The sequence below is a fragment of the Mesorhizobium sp. Primo-A genome, assembly GCF_003997175.1.
Classification (GTDB): Bacteria; Pseudomonadota; Alphaproteobacteria; order Rhizobiales; family Rhizobiaceae; genus Mesorhizobium; species Mesorhizobium ciceri.
Genome location: NZ_RZTG01000005.1, coordinates 259,413 through 276,109 on the forward strand (window position 1 = coordinate 259,413; position 16,697 = coordinate 276,109).

At 62.5% G+C, this 16,697-nt stretch carries 18 protein-coding genes and 1 pseudogene; 4 read left to right on the plus strand and 15 right to left on the minus strand.

Features of this window, described 5'->3' with window-relative positions; genetic code table 11:
• Positions 1 to 73 precede the first annotated feature (73 nt).
• Positions 74 to 1,216 (plus strand): NAD(P)/FAD-dependent oxidoreductase, encoded by a 1,143-nt coding sequence (locus EOC83_RS11955; protein ID WP_013532464.1) that lies wholly within the window; start codon positions 74 to 76, stop codon positions 1,214 to 1,216.
• Positions 1,217 to 1,242: 26 nt separating this feature from the next.
• On the opposite strand, the gene EOC83_RS11960 is transcribed toward EOC83_RS11955, so the two are convergent.
• From EOC83_RS11960 to EOC83_RS11990, 7 genes are all read right to left on the minus strand, one after another.
• Positions 1,243 to 3,351 carry a molybdopterin oxidoreductase family protein gene (locus EOC83_RS11960; protein ID WP_013532465.1) on the minus strand — a complete coding sequence of 703 codons (2,109 nt, stop codon included), beginning with the start codon at positions 3,349 to 3,351 and terminating at the stop codon, positions 1,243 to 1,245.
• A gap of 82 nt (positions 3,352 to 3,433) precedes the next feature.
• Positions 3,434 to 5,311 carry an ABC-F family ATP-binding cassette domain-containing protein gene (locus EOC83_RS11965; RefSeq protein WP_013532466.1) on the minus strand — a complete coding sequence of 626 codons (1,878 nt, stop codon included), beginning with the start codon at positions 5,309 to 5,311 and terminating at the stop codon, positions 3,434 to 3,436.
• A gap of 124 nt (positions 5,312 to 5,435) precedes the next feature.
• On the minus strand, positions 5,436 to 5,885 hold the full coding sequence (locus EOC83_RS11970) for a MucR family transcriptional regulator (protein ID WP_013532467.1): 450 nt from the start codon (positions 5,883 to 5,885) through the stop codon (positions 5,436 to 5,438).
• 162 nt (positions 5,886 to 6,047) lie between these two features.
• Positions 6,048 to 6,251, minus strand: coding sequence for a hypothetical protein (locus EOC83_RS11975; RefSeq protein ID WP_013532468.1), 204 nt, complete (start codon positions 6,249 to 6,251; stop codon positions 6,048 to 6,050).
• Positions 6,244 to 7,125: a DMT family transporter gene (locus EOC83_RS11980; protein WP_244514286.1), complete on the minus strand. Its 882-nt coding sequence runs from the start codon at positions 7,123 to 7,125 to the stop codon at positions 6,244 to 6,246. Before EOC83_RS11980 ends, EOC83_RS11975 begins: the two co-directional genes overlap by 8 nt.
• A 114-nt stretch (positions 7,126 to 7,239) precedes the next feature.
• Positions 7,240 to 7,551, minus strand: a complete 312-nt coding sequence (locus EOC83_RS33185) for a hypothetical protein (RefSeq protein WP_244514285.1) — start codon at positions 7,549 to 7,551, stop codon at positions 7,240 to 7,242.
• Positions 7,530 to 8,069: a hypothetical protein gene (locus EOC83_RS11990; RefSeq protein ID WP_013532471.1), complete on the minus strand. Its 540-nt coding sequence runs from the start codon at positions 8,067 to 8,069 to the stop codon at positions 7,530 to 7,532. Before EOC83_RS11990 ends, EOC83_RS33185 begins: the two co-directional genes overlap by 22 nt.
• 110 nt (positions 8,070 to 8,179) lie before the next feature.
• Between EOC83_RS11990 and EOC83_RS11995 the strand changes: the two genes are divergently transcribed.
• Positions 8,180 to 9,139, plus strand: a complete 960-nt coding sequence (locus EOC83_RS11995) for a LysR substrate-binding domain-containing protein (protein WP_013532472.1) — start codon at positions 8,180 to 8,182, stop codon at positions 9,137 to 9,139.
• 97 nt (positions 9,140 to 9,236) lie between these two features.
• On the opposite strand, the pseudogene EOC83_RS12000 reads toward EOC83_RS11995, so the two are convergent.
• A pseudogene (locus EOC83_RS12000) lies at positions 9,237 to 9,745 on the minus strand (DinB family protein).
• Positions 9,746 to 9,804: 59 nt separating this feature from the next.
• Between EOC83_RS12000 and EOC83_RS12005 the strand changes: the two are divergent.
• Entirely contained in the window at positions 9,805 to 10,497 is a 693-nt protein-coding gene (locus EOC83_RS12005) for a glutathione S-transferase family protein (RefSeq protein WP_013532474.1), read from the plus strand.
• Between the two features lie 17 nt (positions 10,498 to 10,514).
• On the opposite strand, the gene EOC83_RS12010 is transcribed toward EOC83_RS12005, so the two are convergent.
• Positions 10,515 to 10,772 carry a DUF2934 domain-containing protein gene (locus EOC83_RS12010; protein ID WP_013532475.1) on the minus strand — a complete coding sequence of 86 codons (258 nt, stop codon included), beginning with the start codon at positions 10,770 to 10,772 and terminating at the stop codon, positions 10,515 to 10,517.
• 159 nt (positions 10,773 to 10,931) lie between these two features.
• Between EOC83_RS12010 and ndk the strand changes: the two genes are divergently transcribed.
• A complete protein-coding gene (ndk, locus tag EOC83_RS12015) occupies positions 10,932 to 11,354 on the plus strand; it encodes a nucleoside-diphosphate kinase (RefSeq protein ID WP_013532476.1) in 423 nt (140 codons plus the stop codon).
• 68 nt (positions 11,355 to 11,422) lie between these two features.
• On the opposite strand, the gene EOC83_RS12020 is transcribed toward ndk, so the two are convergent.
• The 6 genes from EOC83_RS12020 to EOC83_RS12045 form a co-directional block, all read right to left on the minus strand.
• Positions 11,423 to 12,187, minus strand: a complete 765-nt coding sequence (locus EOC83_RS12020) for a YbaY family lipoprotein (RefSeq protein WP_013532477.1) — start codon at positions 12,185 to 12,187, stop codon at positions 11,423 to 11,425.
• A 126-nt stretch (positions 12,188 to 12,313) separates the two neighbouring features.
• A complete protein-coding gene (locus tag EOC83_RS12025; RefSeq protein ID WP_013532478.1) occupies positions 12,314 to 12,790 on the minus strand; it encodes a molybdenum cofactor biosynthesis protein MoaE in 477 nt (158 codons plus the stop codon).
• Position 12,791: 1 nt separating this feature from the next.
• Positions 12,792 to 13,049, minus strand: a complete 258-nt coding sequence (gene moaD / locus EOC83_RS12030) for a molybdopterin converting factor subunit 1 (RefSeq protein WP_013532479.1) — start codon at positions 13,047 to 13,049, stop codon at positions 12,792 to 12,794.
• A 1-nt stretch (position 13,050) separates the two neighbouring features.
• Positions 13,051 to 13,647 (minus strand): CDP-diacylglycerol--glycerol-3-phosphate 3-phosphatidyltransferase, encoded by a 597-nt coding sequence (pgsA, locus tag EOC83_RS12035; RefSeq protein WP_013532480.1) that lies wholly within the window; start codon positions 13,645 to 13,647, stop codon positions 13,051 to 13,053.
• A gap of 97 nt (positions 13,648 to 13,744) precedes the next feature.
• Positions 13,745 to 15,808, minus strand: coding sequence for an excinuclease ABC subunit UvrC (gene uvrC, locus EOC83_RS12040; RefSeq protein ID WP_013532481.1), 2,064 nt, complete (start codon positions 15,806 to 15,808; stop codon positions 13,745 to 13,747).
• Positions 15,805 to 16,569 (minus strand): SDR family oxidoreductase, encoded by a 765-nt coding sequence (locus EOC83_RS12045; RefSeq protein WP_013532482.1) that lies wholly within the window; start codon positions 16,567 to 16,569, stop codon positions 15,805 to 15,807. The genes uvrC and EOC83_RS12045 overlap by 4 nt, the downstream gene beginning before the upstream one ends.
• Between the last annotated feature and the right edge of the window lie 128 nt (positions 16,570 to 16,697).

The following is a 16,697-nucleotide window of genomic DNA, read 5'->3' on the forward strand; positions in this document are numbered from 1 at the left end:
CGCGCGGCAGGCCTTTACTTTCCCACCATGTTTTTGACATTCTCGGGCTGTGAATTCTGCCGCGGAGGCCGGCTTGGACGACACCACCCCAGTTGCGATCATCGGTGCCGGGCCGGCGGGCCTGGCCATTGCCGCGTGCCTGCGGCAGAGCGGGCAGGATTTCGTCCTGCTGGAAAAGGAGCAGCAGGCCGCACCCGCCTGGCGACGCCACTATGAGCGCGTCCATTTGCACACGGCCAAGCGCTTTTCCTCGCTGCCCTTCGCGCCCTTTCCCAGGGACTATCCGCGTTATGTGCCGCGCGATCTCTTCATCGACTATCTAGATGCCTATGCGCAACGTTTCGATCTGCGGCCGCGATTTGGAGAAACAGTGCGGGCGATCACCCGGCGGGGCAGAAGCTGGCTCGTGGATACGACGACCGGTCCCTTGCATGCTTCAAACGTTGTGATTGCATCTGGCAACAACGCAGAGCCGCTGATGCCCAGATTTGCCGGCGCCGATGCCTTCAAGGGCCAAAAGCTGCATAGCGCCGACTATCGCAACGCAGTGCCTTTCGCCGGCCGGCCGGTGCTGATCGTCGGCATGGGCAATACCGGCGCCGAGATCGCGCTCGATCTGGTGGAAGGCGGTGCGCGGCCGACGATTTCGGTGCGCGGCGGCGTTCATATCGTACCGCGCGAACTGCTTGGCGTGCCCATCCAGATGATCGGCATGGCGGCGCGCCTGATGCCGCAGCGCATCAACGATGCCTTGTTTCCCATCATCCTCGATCTGGCGTTGGGCAGGCTGGGGAAATACGGGCTCAGGCGGCCGCAGCAAGGAATGCTGCAGCAGATCGCGCTCTCGTCGCGCATTCCGACGATCGATATCGGCACGGTGCGCAAGATCCGCGAAGGTGCGATCAAGATCGTACCCGACATTGCCGAGATCACCGAACAGGGCGCCCGTTTTACCGACGGCAGGCATGGCGAGTTCGACGCGATCATCTTCGCCACCGGCTTCCGGCCCGGCTACGCCAAATTGCTGGAGCCCGGCGTTCAGCCAGAGCGCAGCGGCGTCAATGCGAGGGCTTCAGAGCTTGGCCTCTATCTCATCGGCTTTCACAATCCGGTCACCGGATTGCTGCGCGAAATCTCGATCGAGGCCGAGCAGATCGCCGACGACATCAGTCTTAGGCGAAACCGAAAGAAGGTGGCCGAAGCCCTGCCGGTATAATTTGACGCGAGAGCAACTGAGTTCTCTCACCTTGCCGCGCGCAGCCAGACCTTGTTGTCGTGGAAGGCAGCACCCCCATAGGGTGCAGGCGCGTCGGCGCCGGTCAAAACGTTGATGCCCTCGCCGCGCTCATGGGCGCTGTTTGGCCAGATGCCTTCGGCGATCACCACGCCACGCTTGATGCCGTCGAACAATTTTGCATGCAGCACGACTTCGCCGCGCTGGTTGCCGACCTCGACACGGTCGCCATCGGCCAGCCCAAGTGCCGCGGCATCGTCGGGATGTAGAAGCAGTTCCGGGCGGCCCTCCCTGGCTTTCGACACCGGTGTTTCCGAGAATGTCGAATTGAGGAAGTTGCGCGCCGGCGACGTCGTCAGCCGGAACGGGTGGGCTTCGTCGGCGACCTCGATCAGGTCGACATGGTCGGGGAATTCCGGCAGCCGCGCCACCGGGCCGAACAGGCCCATGCTTTTGGGCGGCCGGTTGGGCGCCGCCTGCCCGGTCCAGTCGGCGCGGAAGCGGAATTTTCCATCCGCGTGGCCAAATCCGTTGATGAAGTGTGCTGCCTCGAAATCCGGCTGCAGGTCGACCCATTTGTCTTGCTTCAAGCTTTCGAAACTGCCCAGCCCGCGCTTGCCCAGGATGATGTCGATATGCTGCTGCTCGGTCAGGCCGAAACCCGGACGGTCGGCGACACCGAGGCGATCAGCCAATTGCTCGATGACGAAATGGTTGGTGCGCGGTCCCTCCGGCGGCTCGATCAGCTTGGGGCCAAGCGTGATGTGCTGGTTGCCGCCGCCCTTGTAGACATCGTCGTGCTCGAGGAACATCGTGGCCGGCAATACGATGTCGGCAAGCTTGGCCGTGTCGGTCATGAACTGCTCGTGCACGCAAGTGAACAGGTCGTCGCGCAGGAAGCCTTGCGTCACCAGCCGCTGCTCCGGCGCGACATTCACCGGATTGGTGTTCTGGATCAGCATCGCCGTCACCGGCGGGCCACCATAGAGCGCATCGCTGGCACCGGTCAGCACCGGGCCGATGCGCGAATGGTCGAGATAGCGGATCGAGGGATCGCGCATCCTGGTGCCTTCGAGCACATCCTGGTTGAGCTTGAAGATGCCGGAATTGGAATGGAAGGCGCCGCCGCCCTCATATTGCCAGCTGCCGGTGACAGCCGCGATGCACGAGGCGGCATGCATGTTGACGGCGCCATTGCGCTGGCGTGCAAAACCATAGCCGAGGCGGAAATAGGTCTTCTTGGTCGTGCCGACGAGGCGGGCGAAGGCCTCGATCTCGGCAACCGTCAGGCCCGTGATCCCGGCCGCCCACGCCGGAGTGCGCGTCTCGAGATGCGCTTCCAGCCCTCTCGGGTCGTCGGTGTATTTCGAGAGATAGGCGCGGTCGGCCATGCCCTCCTTGAACAGCACATGCATGACCGCGCAGGCCAGCGCGCCATCGGTGCCTGGCTTCAGCACAAGGCCAAGATCGGCCTGCTTCATCGTCGCGTTTTCGTAGACGTCGATGACGACGATCTTGGCGCCGCGCTCCTTGCGCGCCTTGATGGCGTGGGTCATGACGTTGACTTGGGTCACCACCGCATTGGTGCCCCAGATCACCACGCAATCGGATTTCGCCATCTCGCGCGGGTCCGGCCCGCGCAAGGCGCCGGCCCCCATCATCCAGCCCGTCCAGGCGAGATTGGTGCAGATCGACCCGAAGAAGCCGGAATACTTTTTCGCGTGGCGCAGCCGGTCGATGCCGTCGCGCTGCACCAGCCCCATCGTGCCGGCATAGTAGTAGGGCCAGATCGTCTCCGAGCCGTACCTCTCCTCGGCCGCAATGAACTTTTCGGCGACGAGGTCGAGCGCGGCCTCCCAGCTCGCTTCCTTCCAGGTGCCGTCGCCCTTAGCGCCGGCGCGGATCAGCGGCTTCAGCAAACGGTCGGGATGGTGGACGCGGTCGGCATAACGCGCAACCTTGGCGCAGACGACGCCGGCGGTGTAGCTATTGGACTTGGCGCCATGGACGCGGCCGATCCGATTGCCGTCGAGCAGTTCGACCTCGAGCGCGCAGGTCGAAGGACAATCATGCGGACAGGCCGAATGGCCGATGCGAAGCTTGGCGTGCTGGTTCATGCGGCAAGACTAGCGGGTTTCAAAGGGCGCGTGTAGGGCCAGATGATTAGCCAATCTCCCCACTTGTGGGGAGATTGCGTAATCACTCCGCCGTGCCTTCTTCATACTCTGCCGACATGGACAGCCACTTTTCCTCGTGGCCGGCCAGCGTCTGGGCCAGTTGCGAGCGCTCCTTGGCCAGCCGGGTCGCTGTCGAGGGATCCTTTTCGTACACCGCCGGATTGGACAGTTCGTCCTCGATGCCGTCGATGCGCTTGCGGATGCGGTCCATCAGCGCTTCGGTGGCGCGGATTTCCTTGGCCAGCGGCTCGAAGGCGGCGCGGCGTGCCGCCGCATCGCGACGGCGGTCGGCCTTTGACGCCTTTTCCGCCTCGCGCTTGCCGCGGCGGTCGCCGGACACGCCGGTGACCAGCGTCTTGTAGTCTTCCAGATCGCCGTCATAGGGGTTGACCGCGCCGTCCTTGACCAGCCACAGCCGGTCGGCGGTTGCCTCGAGCAGATGGCGATCATGCGAGATCAGGATGACGGCGCCAGGGAATTCGTTCAACGCATGGATCAGCGATTCGCGGCTGTCGATGTCGAGATGGTTGGTCGGTTCGTCGAGGATGAACAGGTTCGGCCCCTCGAAGGCCGACAGGCCCATCAGCAGCCGCGCCTTCTCGCCGCCCGAAAGATCCTTGGCGGCGGTGTTCATTTTCTCGGTCGTGAGGCCGAACTGGGCGACGCGGCCGCGCACCTTCGATTCCGGCGCCTCCGGCATCAACCGGCGGACATGCTCGTAGGCGTTTTCGTCCGGCCGCAGATCGTCGAGCTGATGCTGAGCGAAGATCGCCACCTTCAGCCCGGGCGCCACCGTCATGGTGCCGCTCTCCTGCTTCAACCGGCCGGACAGCAGTTTGGCGAAGGTCGACTTGCCGTTGCCGTTGGCGCCGAGCAGCGCGATGCGGTCGTCGGCGTCGATGCGCAGCGTCATCTTCTTAAGGATCGGCTGCTCCTCGGTGTAGCCGACATTGACGTTGTTCAGCGCCACGATCGGCGAGGCCACCGTCTTCACCGGCTCGGGGAAGGAGAACGGCCGCACCGAGTCGTTCACCAGGGCCGCGATCGGCTTCATCTTTTCCAGTGCCTTGATGCGCGACTGTGCCTGTCTCGCCTTGGAGGCCTTGGCGCGGAACCGTTCGACGAAGGATTCCATGTGCTTACGCGCGGCTTCCTGCTTGACGCGGCCCTTCTCCTGCAATTCCTTCTGTTCGGTGTATTGACGCTCGAACTGGTCGTAGCCGCCGCGCCAGAAGGTCAGCTTCTTCTGGTCGAGGTGAACGATCGAGTTGACGGCGCGGTTGAGCAGGTCGCGGTCGTGCGAGATCAAAAGCACGGTGTGCGGATATTTCGACACGTAGTTTTCCAACCACAGCGTGCCTTCAAGATCGAGATAGTTGGTCGGCTCGTCGAGCAGCAGCAGATCGGGCTCGGCAAACAGCACCGCGGCGAGCGCCACGCGCATGCGCCAGCCGCCGGAAAAGGAGGAGGCCGGACGCCGTTGCGCAGCGTCATCGAAGCCGAGGCCGGCGAGAATGGTGGCGGCGCGGGATTCGGCTGAGTGCGCGTCGATGTCGGCCAGCCGCATATGGATGTCGGCGATGCGGTGCGGATCGGTCGCCGTCTTTTCCTCTTCGAGCAACGCCGTGCGTTCGAGATCGGCCTTGAGCACGATCTCGATCAGCGCATCCTCGGTGCCTGGCGCTTCCTGCGCCACCTGGCCGATGCGGGTGCTCTTCGGCAGGCTGATCGAGCCTGTCTCGGACGGGAAATCGCCGGTAATGGCCTTGAACAGCGTCGTCTTGCCGGTACCGTTGCGGCCGACGAGGCCGGCTTTGGTGCCGGCTGGCAAGGTCAGCGAGGCATGGTCGAGAAGCAGGCGTCCGGCCATGCGGAGCGATAGGTCGTTGATGATCAGCATGGCCGCGCTTTTGCACCGGACATCAACGCTTCGCAAGGCCTTGCGGGCCAGTTGGCCGCACAAGGCCTCGAAACGACGCCCGCGAGGGCGCCGTCAAAGCAGCCGAACGGTGGCTTGCCTGCTCTCAGGCAGTCGCCTTGCGCTTCGTTGCCTTGGCGACAGCGGCCGGCGCTGCTGCCGGCTTGCGGCCAAGTCCCGTCGACTTTGCCAGCGCCGATCGCGTCGCCGAGTAGTTCGGCGCAACCATCGGATAGTCCGGCGGCAAGCCCCATTTGGCCCGATAGTCGTCCGGGCTTAGGCCGTAGTCGGTCCGCAGATGCCGCTTGAGCGACTTGAACTTCTTTCCGTCCTCAAGGCAGATGATGTAGTCGGGAAACACCGACTTCTTCGGATTGACTGCCGGAACCAGGTTTGGAGTTTCCGCGACAACTGCACCAGCGAGCTTGCGAACCGAAGCACTGACGCTGGCAATCAACTCAGGCAGGCCGGAAGCCGGAAGGGGATTGTTGCCTACATAGGCCGAGACAATATCGGCCGTCAGCTCGATAACGGTCTTATCATCGATATTTGACAATTCTTTCACCTTATTTGCGACAAAATCCTCCACCCCAGCGAAGACTTGTGTCGATGTATCTCTTTAACCGCGTCCCCCAACGGACCGCCAAGTCTCATAAAAGAATGAAGAATCGGCCAAAATAGCATTCATGCGAAATCGACGCCGTGCAAATTAGAAAATCTAATACTTGGAACCAGCAGACTTAGCGGCAGGACTTTCGTCCAATATCTCCAGAATACGCTTCCAGCGGGCGCAGCGCGCCAAATCCTTTTGTTCTATCGCCTTTTCGGCCCTCATCGCGGCGTAAAGCGGTGCCTCGACGCCGAATTCGTCGATCAGCCAATGCGCTTCCTGAATGGCCAGACGCTCATTCTCGTCAAACATGGTTTTCGGCCTCCGAACGTTCCACACCGACCGCGACACAACTGCCGATGACGAGAATGGCTCCGACAATGGCCGTCACCGTCAGCCGTTCGCCGGACAAGGTCAAAAGCAGGGTCGAGGCGATCGGCGTGAGATAGGCGACCACCGCGACCCTGCCGCTGCCTTCAAGCTTCAAGGCGCGCGACCAGAAATAGTAGCCCAAGCCCATCGGACCGGCGCCGAGATAAAGGCCGAGAGCCAGGTCCGCGCCGATGGGCCAGGTGAAACCGTCGCGAGCGCACCACAGAAACGTCAAAGCGACGCCGATCAACGATGAGGGCAGCAACAGGCGATCGGCTGGGGTGGCGACCCGTCCCACCATGATCGAATAGAAGGCCATGCACAGCGCCGACCCGAATGCGGCGAGATACCCGACCAGATCGCCGTCGAGCCAGGATTGGTTGCGCCCTCCCGAAATCACCAGCGCGACGCCGATGAAGCCTACCACCGCGGCGAGACCCAACAGTGCCGGACGCCGCGGATTTTCCAAGGCAATGACTGCCGCCGCGACCATCAACGGCCAGGTGTAGGCGACCAGATTGGCCTCGATCACCGGCATCGAAGCGAAGGCGATGTATTGCAGCACCATGGTGCCGACCAGGCCGATGAAGCCGACCGCGAGAGAGATGAGCGCCGCCCCGGCCGTGACCGGTGCTACTCTTTCCCGGCTCATCAATCGGATGGCCCGGCTCATCAATCGGATGGCGGCGAAGACGAGTGCAGCGCCTGCAAATTGCAGGAACTGGACCTGCGACACCGGGTGGCCGGTCAGCAGGGATTTGCCGACCAGGGCATTGGTGGACCACAACGCCACCGCACCGGCAGCGAAGACCAACGCGGATATCGAGCCGGATCCCTGCCGAAACAATCGGCATGGGATTCTATTTTGCTGTTCGACCATGATCCTGTCCGAAAACCGGTTCCGACTTTTCGGGATCATGGTTCACTATCATGATTCCCTGGCTCCGCCCGGAACCGGAGCATCGACGGCGGCGGGCACGGGATGCTCCGCCTCGAACCGACGGTAGGCCGGGAGCTGGTTGGTCCAGACATCTTCGGCCAGTTCGCTGACCCACTCACGGTCGTGGTCATTGTCGGCGGCGAGATAGAACATTCTGTTGTCGTCGACATAGGGTTTGGCCACCGAGCGCTGGTTGAGCACCAGCGTGACGCGCTCGCCGAACCGGATCGGCGCGGTGCGATGCAGGACGCCCAGGAACTGGCCGAGCGTCGCGTAGTTCATCTTGTGATCGATGCGCATGACACTGTTGCGCGGGATCTCGCGGCCGGATTCGAGAATGGCGCGGCCGGTTTCGGAGTCGTCGCAATAGATTTCGAGGTGGCCGCCGACCAGCGGATTGCTGATCGACAGCGGAATGAGCTCGGTGACCGGAACGCCATCGCAATGCCACTCCACGGCGCCGTCCCTGGATTCATGAAGGTGACCGTCGAGCCGACGATCGACAGCGGATAGGGCTCCAGCTTGGTGCCCATCATGTCGGACAGCCGCTCCAGGCGCAGCTTGTCATGCAGCAATTCCCTGATCTCGGGGATGTAACGGTCGGCCCCGGTGATGAAGGTCAGATCGAGGTGCTTGTGCACGGCATGGCTGGCCTTGAGCTTCAGGGCAGCCTCCTCGATCGCGGCAAGCAGTGCCGGGTCATAGCCGTGCAGATATTGCGCGACACCGAAACTCGACACTTTCCAGGCGGTTTCATGGCCGATAATGGCTTCGCGGCTCATCGCATAACGCAGTTCGGGAATGGTGTGGGCGTTCATTGTACTTCTCCAGGATGGGGGCAACACTTGGTAAACAGTCGATTAATTCACCCACCCCTGTAAAATTAGGAATGCTGGTGCTAGTGTAAGCCAAGCTTAAGGTCGAAACCGTGCGTCTGCTCAGTCAGGTCAACCTCAATTCGCTGAAAATCGTCGAAAGTGCTGCGCGGCACGGGAATTTCACGCGCGCCGGTGAAGAACAGTTTATTACCGCTTCAGCGGTCAGCCAGCGCGTGAAAAGCCTGGAGGATCAGCTTCGTTTCAAGATTTTCCAGCGCGGCGGCAATGCGGTGTCGTTGACGCCGGAGGGCGAGACCTATGTCTCGCGCGTTCGCGAGGCGCTGGAGCGAATCGTGGCCGCCAGCATGGAAGCGACCGGACAATCGCAGGAGCATGTGCTAAAAATATCGGTGCTGCCGACCTTTGCGGCACGCTGGCTGTTTCCGCGCCTGCCGCTGTTCCAGCAGCAATATCCCGATATCGTGATGCGGGTCTCGACTTCGTACGCGACGCATGAGTTCACGGCCTCGGAATTCGATCTCGAAATCCGTTATGGCGACGGTCACTTTCACGGGCTGCAGTCCGATCTGCTGTTTCGCGAAGACCTGACACCGGTGTGCAGCCGCAAGCTGTTCCACGAAGTCCTCGGCGACAAGCGGCTGTCGAAGGTGACACCGGACGACCTCAAGCACTTCACCCTGCTGCATTCCGACACCTGCACCCAGAATTGGCAGTCCTGGCTTGGTTTCGCCGGCGCCAGCTTCGTGCTCAGCGAGACCAAGAGCATCTATTTCGACTCGTGCATGATGTCCTACGAGGCAGCCAATTCCGGGATGGGCTTTGCGGTGGCCAACCGTGCCTATATGGCCAGCGACATCCGCGCCGAAAGGCTGGTGGCTCCCTTCGCCGTCCATCATCCGAACACGGCTGGCTGGTATTTTGTCTCTCCGCTGAAAGGCCTTGCCGCACGCAAGGTCCAGTTGTTCAAGCAGTGGGTCATGGCGGAAGCGGCCCTGACCCAGTCCCAGTTGGACAACGAAATCAGGGGCGAGGCTTCGACGGCTGCCTGAATCCATCCGGTGCCTACTGATGCAAAGACGATGCTGCAGCACAAAATGCAGCGACGGCCGGCACAACCTTCGGACTGACTACGCAAACGCCACCGGATCAGGCGAAAGCCCTGCCCTCCTCGGTCCGCTGGAAAAGCATCAGGTCCAACCCCAGGCTTGGCCGTCCCAGGATGGTCAAGATCGTATGCGCCTGGCCGCGATGGTGGGTCTGGTGGTTGAAGACATGGTCCAGCGCCGGCGCCAGCCTTTGCGAATGCGCATGTCCGAGACGGTCATGTAGGTGAACCGGCCCGTCAACGCCTTGTCATTGAGGCCGCCGACCCAATCGATGATCCGCCTGTCCTCGGCTTCACGCGCCGCCCGCAGGCCGGTCAACCCCCGATGCAGGATAGCGTCCAGTGTCGTCGGCGCGTCGCCCTCCCCGGTGAAGCGCTTCATCCAGATGCGGTCGGCAGTCAAAAGGTGGTTGAGCGTGCCCATCATCGAGCCGAAGAAGGCGCCGACATCGCGGTTGAATTCCTCATCATCGAGTTCGGCGGCGGCATCATAGATGCGACCGTTGGCCCATTGATTATAGGCCGCAAACATCATGAAATGCTGTCTCATGGCTTCCCTCGGCTCGCGTCGATGCGGGGCCTACCTAACCCGCACGGGAGCCGCCGCCAATGACCATTCTGCTTTATGATCTCGTCGGACGCGACAGCACACGTCCGTTCAGCCCGCATTGCTGGAAGGTGGCGATGGCGCTTGCCCACAAGGGGCTCGACATATCAACCGTACCGACGCGCTTTCTCGAGGTGCCCGCTGTCGAGGGCGGCGTTTCGAAAACCGTTCCGGTGATCCGCGACGGCGAGACAGTCCTCGCGGATTCTTTCGCCATCGCGCTCTATCTCGATGAAGCCTATCCGGACCGGCCGACGCTGTTTGGCGGTGAAGGCGGCGAGGCGATGGCGCGCTTCATCGAACGCTGGTCGCAAGTGACCATTCATCCCTACGTGACCACCGCGGCCATCATGGACCTTCATGCCATGCAGGACGCGGAAAACGCCGTCTATTTCCGCCAAAGCCGGGAGCAGCGTCTTGGCAAGAGGCTGGAGGAGGTGACGGCCGCCAGGGAGGCCGGGCTCGGCACTTTCAGAGCCTCGCTGGAGCCATTGCGCTCGATGCTCTTCTATCAGCCGTTCATCGGCGGCGCGGCGCCGCTGTTTGGCGACTATATCGTCTTCGGCGCCTTGCAATGGGCGCGCATAGCCTCGCCCTACCAATTGCTCGACGACGGCGACGTGGTGGCGCAGTGGTTCGCCCGCTGCCTCGACCTGCATGGCGGGCTGGGGCGAAAGGTCGCCGCCGCGGCTTGACGCCGTAAAGCAGTAACTTACTTGGCCGCCTTCTTTGGCTTGCCGGCCTTCGTGGCAGCCTTTGCCTCCTTGGGGGCGGCTTTTGGCTTGGCGGCGCCAGCTGCCTTCTTGGTTGGCTTTTTGGCTGCCGACTTGTCCGTGGCGTCCTCCTGGTCGACATCCGCCGCCGCCTGATGCCAATGGCGCTCATGATGTCCAGCCGGCTGGCCCTCTTGCAGCCAGATCTGGTGCGCACGGTTGCGAATGCGTTCCTGACGATCGTCTGTCATGGTCATGTTGTCTCCATACGGCCCGACCTCAGCGCGGCGCCGGCACGCGACTATAGCAAGCAAAGCGTTGCTGTGCAGCCGTCTGATCGGGGGCCCTTGGCAATGGGCCGGGCGGCTTGTATAGAGCCCGCCACTCTCAATTCCATTCTCAGACAAGGACGACCCATGGCGCTCGAACGCACATTTTCCATGATCAAGCCGGACGCAACCCGGCGCAATCTCACCGGCGCCATCACCAGGATGCTGGAAGAGGCAGGCCTGCGTGTCATCGCCTCGCGCCGGGTCTGGATGAGCCGCCGCGAAGCGGAAGGCTTCTATGCCGTCCACAAGGACCGTCCTTTCTTCGGCGAATTGGTTGAATTCATGTCGTCGGCACCGACCGTCGTCCAGGTGCTGGAAGGCGAGAACGCCATTGCCAGGAACCGCGAAGTGATGGGCGCCACGAACCCGGCCAACGCCGCCGAAGGCACCATCCGCAAGGTTCATGCGCTGTCGATCGGCGAAAACTCCGTGCACGGCTCCGACGCACCGGAGACCGCGGCAGAAGAGATCAAGTACTGGTTCTCGGACACCGAGATCGTCGGCTGAGCCGACGATCCAGACCTTGGATTCCGTAAAAAGAAGGCCGGCGTTTCGCCGGCCTTTTTCGTTGGGGGTCAGCTCGCCGCGCTAAAGCGCAGGATCTCGCGGCCATCCTTGCCTGATATGATGAGCTTGCCGGCCTCGACGCGGTATGACGCCGCCTTGGCCAGCGCATCGAACAGCGCCTTTTCCTCGGCCATCACCTCTGGCGCACAGGCCTTGTAGGTCGAACCGATGTCTCCGATCACGATCGTTTGCCCATTGACCTTGGCGGTGGCGAAATAGGTGTTGCAGGGGCCGCTGCCGCCCGCCTTGCCGGCCTCGCTGACCCTGAATGTCGCTTGCGGGGCAGCGATGACGCCGATGCCGTCGACATAGTCGACCAGCCAGAGCTGGTCGAAGACCGAAACCGTCGGCTCGGCGTTCGGGGCGACCATCTTCAGCATGATGGTCTGCGGCACGTCGGTCAGCGGATCGACCTGATGGCGCATATCGGAGATGAACAGGAGCTTGTCGTCGACGGTGATGCGGGCTTGCAACGCGTAAGTCATCTGCGACCGGATGACGGAAGGGTCGAATTTGATCTCGAAGCTGATCGGCACCTGGCCGGTCGGCTTCACTTTCTGCTCGCCGATAATGGTGGCCGGCGCATCGGCCAGCGACACATCGGCAAGTTGCACAGAGAGCACGGCACTGGGCGGCAAGGCAATGCGCTCGCGATAGATCACTTCGCCTCTCACTGCCTTTTCGGCGGCAACAGACTGCTCAGGAACGGCCAATATGCCGACGACCAGAGGCACGAAACCGAAGATGAAGAACTCCGCGATCCTGTCCAGCATGACCATCTCCCTCACCCCGGGCTGCCAATGCCCTGGGCTGCCAATGCCACGGGTTGCCAATGCCCAGGCTGACCAATTCCGCCAATTGGCCAAAGGATTGCGGTCAATGCATGGCTGCGGCGGATCTTATTCGGACGCTTTCCAGCGTTGCGCGGCCGTTGCATCGGCTTCCTTGGCCTCGACCCAGCCACCCTCCGAGCCGTCAGCCCGATGCTCCTTCTTCCAGAAGGGCGCGCGCGATTTGAGATAGTCCATGAGAAAATTCGCCGCCTCGAACGCCGCATGGCGGTGCGCGGAGGCTGCCACCACCAGCACGATGCTCTCGCCGGGCGCGATCTTCCCGTGGCGGTGGATGGCGGTGAGCCCCTGCAACGGCCAACGCTCGACCGCTTCAGCAGCGATGCGGGCGATTTCTGCTTCGGCCATACCGGGATAGTGTTCGAGCTCGAGCGCTGAGAGCGCGCCCTGCTCGTCGCGGCAAAGGCCTGAGAAGCTCACCACGGCGCCGATATCGGCGCGGCCTTGCGTCAGTCTGGCGATTTCGGCCGCGACGTCAAAATCTTGGCGCTGAATGCGCACGACAGGTATGATCCCGCCGGTCATTTCAGCCCCCGGTCATCGGCGGGAACAGCGCGATTTCGCGGGCGCCCGCGATCTTCTCGCGGTGCTCGACATGCTCCTGGTTGATAGCGACACGGATGACGTCAGGATATTGCAGCGCGTGCTCGTAGCCCTCGCCGCGCGATTTCAGCCAGCGCAGGAGATCGGCGACCGTCTCGATGCCAGCCGGCAAGTCGACGTCTTCCTCGGGCATGCCGATGCGCTCGCGCACCCAGGCAAAATAGATGAGCCGGGTCGTCATCTCACTCGTCCATGATGTGCTTGAGGCCGGCGCGGAAATAGTCGTAGCCGGTGTAGAGTGTGACCAACGCCGCGATCCACAGCAGCACCAGCCCGGTCTGGGTGGTCAGCGGAAAGATCTTGTCGCCGGCCGGTCCGGCCAAGAGGAACGCTATGGCGACCATCTGGATGGCGGTCTTCCATTTTGCCAGCTGCGTCACCGGCACCGAGACTTTCAGCGCCGCCAGATATTCGCGCAGGCCCGAGACGAGGATTTCGCGGCACAGGATGATGATCGCCGCCCACAACGACCAGCCGGCAATGCCCGCATGGCGATCGGTGTCCGCAGCCAGCAGCAGCAGGCAGGTGGCGACCAGCAGCTTGTCAGCGATCGGGTCGAGCATCTTGCCGATGTTGGAGGTCTGTTGCCAGGCGCGCGCCAGATAGCCATCCAGATAATCGGTGATCGAGGCGAGCAGGAAGATGATCAGCGCCGACCACCGGGCAAAGTCGCTCGACTTCAGATGTCCTTCGAGAAAAAAGCACAGCACCACCATCGGCACCGCGACGATGCGGGCGTAGGTGAGCATGTTGGGCAGGTTGAACGCGCGCTTGGCCATATCCGGGAAACTCTTTCTGCCTGCCTACTCAAATCAGAAGCGAATGTGGGGGGTCAACAGGCCAGATTCGACAGGCCAGATGAAAGTGCCAGATTTTTCAACTCTCGTGGAAGTGATTGTAGACCAGTTTCGCCACCTGCTCGGAAATCCCGTCGACTTTCCGCAGATCCTCGATGGCCGCGCGGCTGACCGCCTTGGCGGTGCCGAATGCCAGCAGCAATGCCCGCTTGCGGCCGGGACCGATGCCGCTGATCTCATCAAGTGGGCTCTTGACCATTTCCTTCTTGCGGCGAGCCCGATGCGAGCCGATCGCGAAACGGTGAACCTCATCGCGCAGCCGCTGGACGAAATAGAGCACGGGGTCGCGGACCGGTAGGGAAAACGAGTCCCTGCCTTTGACGAAGAACCGCTCGCGGCCGGCATCGCGGTCCTGGCCCTTGGCGATGCCGATGGCAACCACGCGGTCCTCGATGCCGAGATCGGCGAGGATCTTGCGCACCGCGGTCATCTGGCCCTGGCCACCGTCGATCAGGATGACATCGGGCCAGGCCGGGAAGCTGCCGGAGATATCGTCCTCCATATCGTCTGCCGAACCGTCGGCTGCATCCCCAGCCGGGACATCGCCATGCTCCTTGAGCAACCGCGAAAACCGCCGTTCCATCACCTCGCGCATCATGCCGAAATCGTCGCCAGGCGTGATCTCGGTCGAGCGGATGTTGAATTTCCGGTACTGGTTCTTCACGAACCCCTCCGGTCCGGCAACGACCATGGCGCCGACGGCATTGGTGCCCATGATGTGCGAATTGTCGTAGACCTCGATGCGCACTGGCGGCTTCGGCAGGCCGAATGTCTCGGCGAAACCGGCAAGCAGGCGTCCCTGGGTGGAGGTTTCAGCCAGCCGGCGTCCGAGCGCTTCGCGGGCATTCTGCAAAGCGTTGTCGGTCAGGTCCTTCTTCTCGCCGCGCTGCGGCACGGAGATTGCGACCTTGCGGCCGGCGCGGGTGGAGAGCGCCTCGGCCAGCAATTCCTGATCCTCGACGCCATGCGACAGAAGAATGTTCCGCGGCGTCGGCTTGTCGTCATAGAACTGCGCCAGGAACGAGCCCAGCACCTCGGCTGCTTCCAACGCCGGATCGGCCTTGGGGAAATAGGCGCGGTTGCCCCAGTTCTGGCCGGTGCGGAAAAAGAACACCTGGATACAGACCTGGCCGCCTTCCTGATGGATGGCGAAGACATCGGCTTCGTCGACGGTCGCCGGATTGATGCCCTGGTGGCTCTGCACATGCGACAGGGCCGCCAACCGGTCGCGATAGATCGCGGCGCGCTCGAAATCGAGAGCTTCCGACGCTTGCTGCATGGCGGCCGAGATTTCCGTCTTCACCTTCTGGCTGCGGCCGGACAAGAAGTCCTTCGCCTCATTGACCAGCTCGGCATAGTCCTGGTGCGAGACCTCGCCGGTGCAGGGACCGGCGCAGCGCTTGATCTGATAAAGCAGGCATGGCCGCGTGCGGTTCTCGTAGAACGAGTTGGTGCAACTGCGCAGCAGAAAGGCGCGCTGCAGCGAGTTGATGGTGCGGCCAACGGCACCGGCCGAAGCAAAGGGACCGAAATAATCGCCTTTGCGCGAGCGCGCGCCGCGATGCTTGTAGATGCCCGGCGAGACATGGTCGCCGGTCAAGAGGATATAGGGAAACGACTTGTCGTCGCGCATCAGGACGTTGAATCGCGGCCGCAAGCGCTTGATAAGATTGGCTTCGAGCAGCAGCGCTTCGATCTCGGTGCGGGTGACGACGAACTCCATCGTCGACGTTTCGCGCACCATGCGGCCGATGCGGGTGGTGTGGAAGCGGCCTTGCGCGTAGTTGGTGACGCGCTTCTTCAGGCTGCGTGCCTTGCCGACATAGAGCACATCGCCGGCAGCGTTCATCATGCGGTAGACGCCGGGCGCGTTGGGCAGCCGCTTGACCAGCGTCTGGATCACCTCGGCGCCGATCATGCCTTCCGCGTCGCCGGCATGCGGCGTCCAGTCGATGGCGGTGAAGGCGACATCGGGACCGACGGTTTCAACGATTTCCTCGACCGCCTCGTCCTCGAGGTCGATATCGGGGGGCAGATCGTCGGTGCCGCCGCGCGGCTTGCTTTTGTGGTCTACAGGACTCATTCCGTCATGCCTGTCACATCGGGCGTCTGCCACGCAAGATGCTGGCCGCCATCAAGCGCGATCATCTGGCCGGTGACCGAGCGCGCTTCCCAGAGATAGCGGATAGTGGCGCCGAATTCCGGCAATTCCGGGCCGCGCTTGAGGATCAAGCCATCGACTTGGGCTGCAAAATCGCTGTCGTCCTGACGCGCGTTCTTCAATGTCGGCCCCGGGCCGATGGCATTGACGCGGACGCGGGGACCGAGCGCTTGCGCCATCATCTGGGTGGCTGTCCACAGCGTCGATTTGGACAGTGCATAGGAGAAGTAGCGCGGCGTCGGCCGCCAGACGCGCTGGTCTATCATGTTGACGATCAGGCCCTCCTGCCCTGCCGGTAGTGCCCGGGCGAAATTCTGCGCCAGGAGCGCGGGCGCTTTCACATGGACGGCAAAGTGCCGGTCCCAGGCCCGCCAGTCGAAATCCAGAACCGAATCGTCCTCGAACAGCGACGCGTTGTTGACCAGCAGCGAGAGCGGCCCGAGCGCTGCTTGCGCCTCGCCGATAAGGTCATCGATGGCGTCCATATCGGTCAGGTCGGCGGCGACCACTGCGGCGCGGCCACCTCCGGCGATGATTTCGGCAGCCAACGCATCGGCCTCGCTGCGCGAGCGGTTGCAATGGATGGCGACGGCAAAACCGTGCGCGGCGAGATCCTCGACGATCGCCCTGCCGATCCGCCTGGCCCCGCCCGTCACCAGCGCCGTGACAGTGGCTTTGCTCATATGGTGTCAATCCTCAATTTCGGCCCGAAAAAGCAGTGCCGGCGAAATATGGCCCGGCATGCGTTAAATGGTGTTCGCACCTTGGGCAGCATTGTGGCGAAACGGCCGTTTGGGCATCTTGGCCCGCC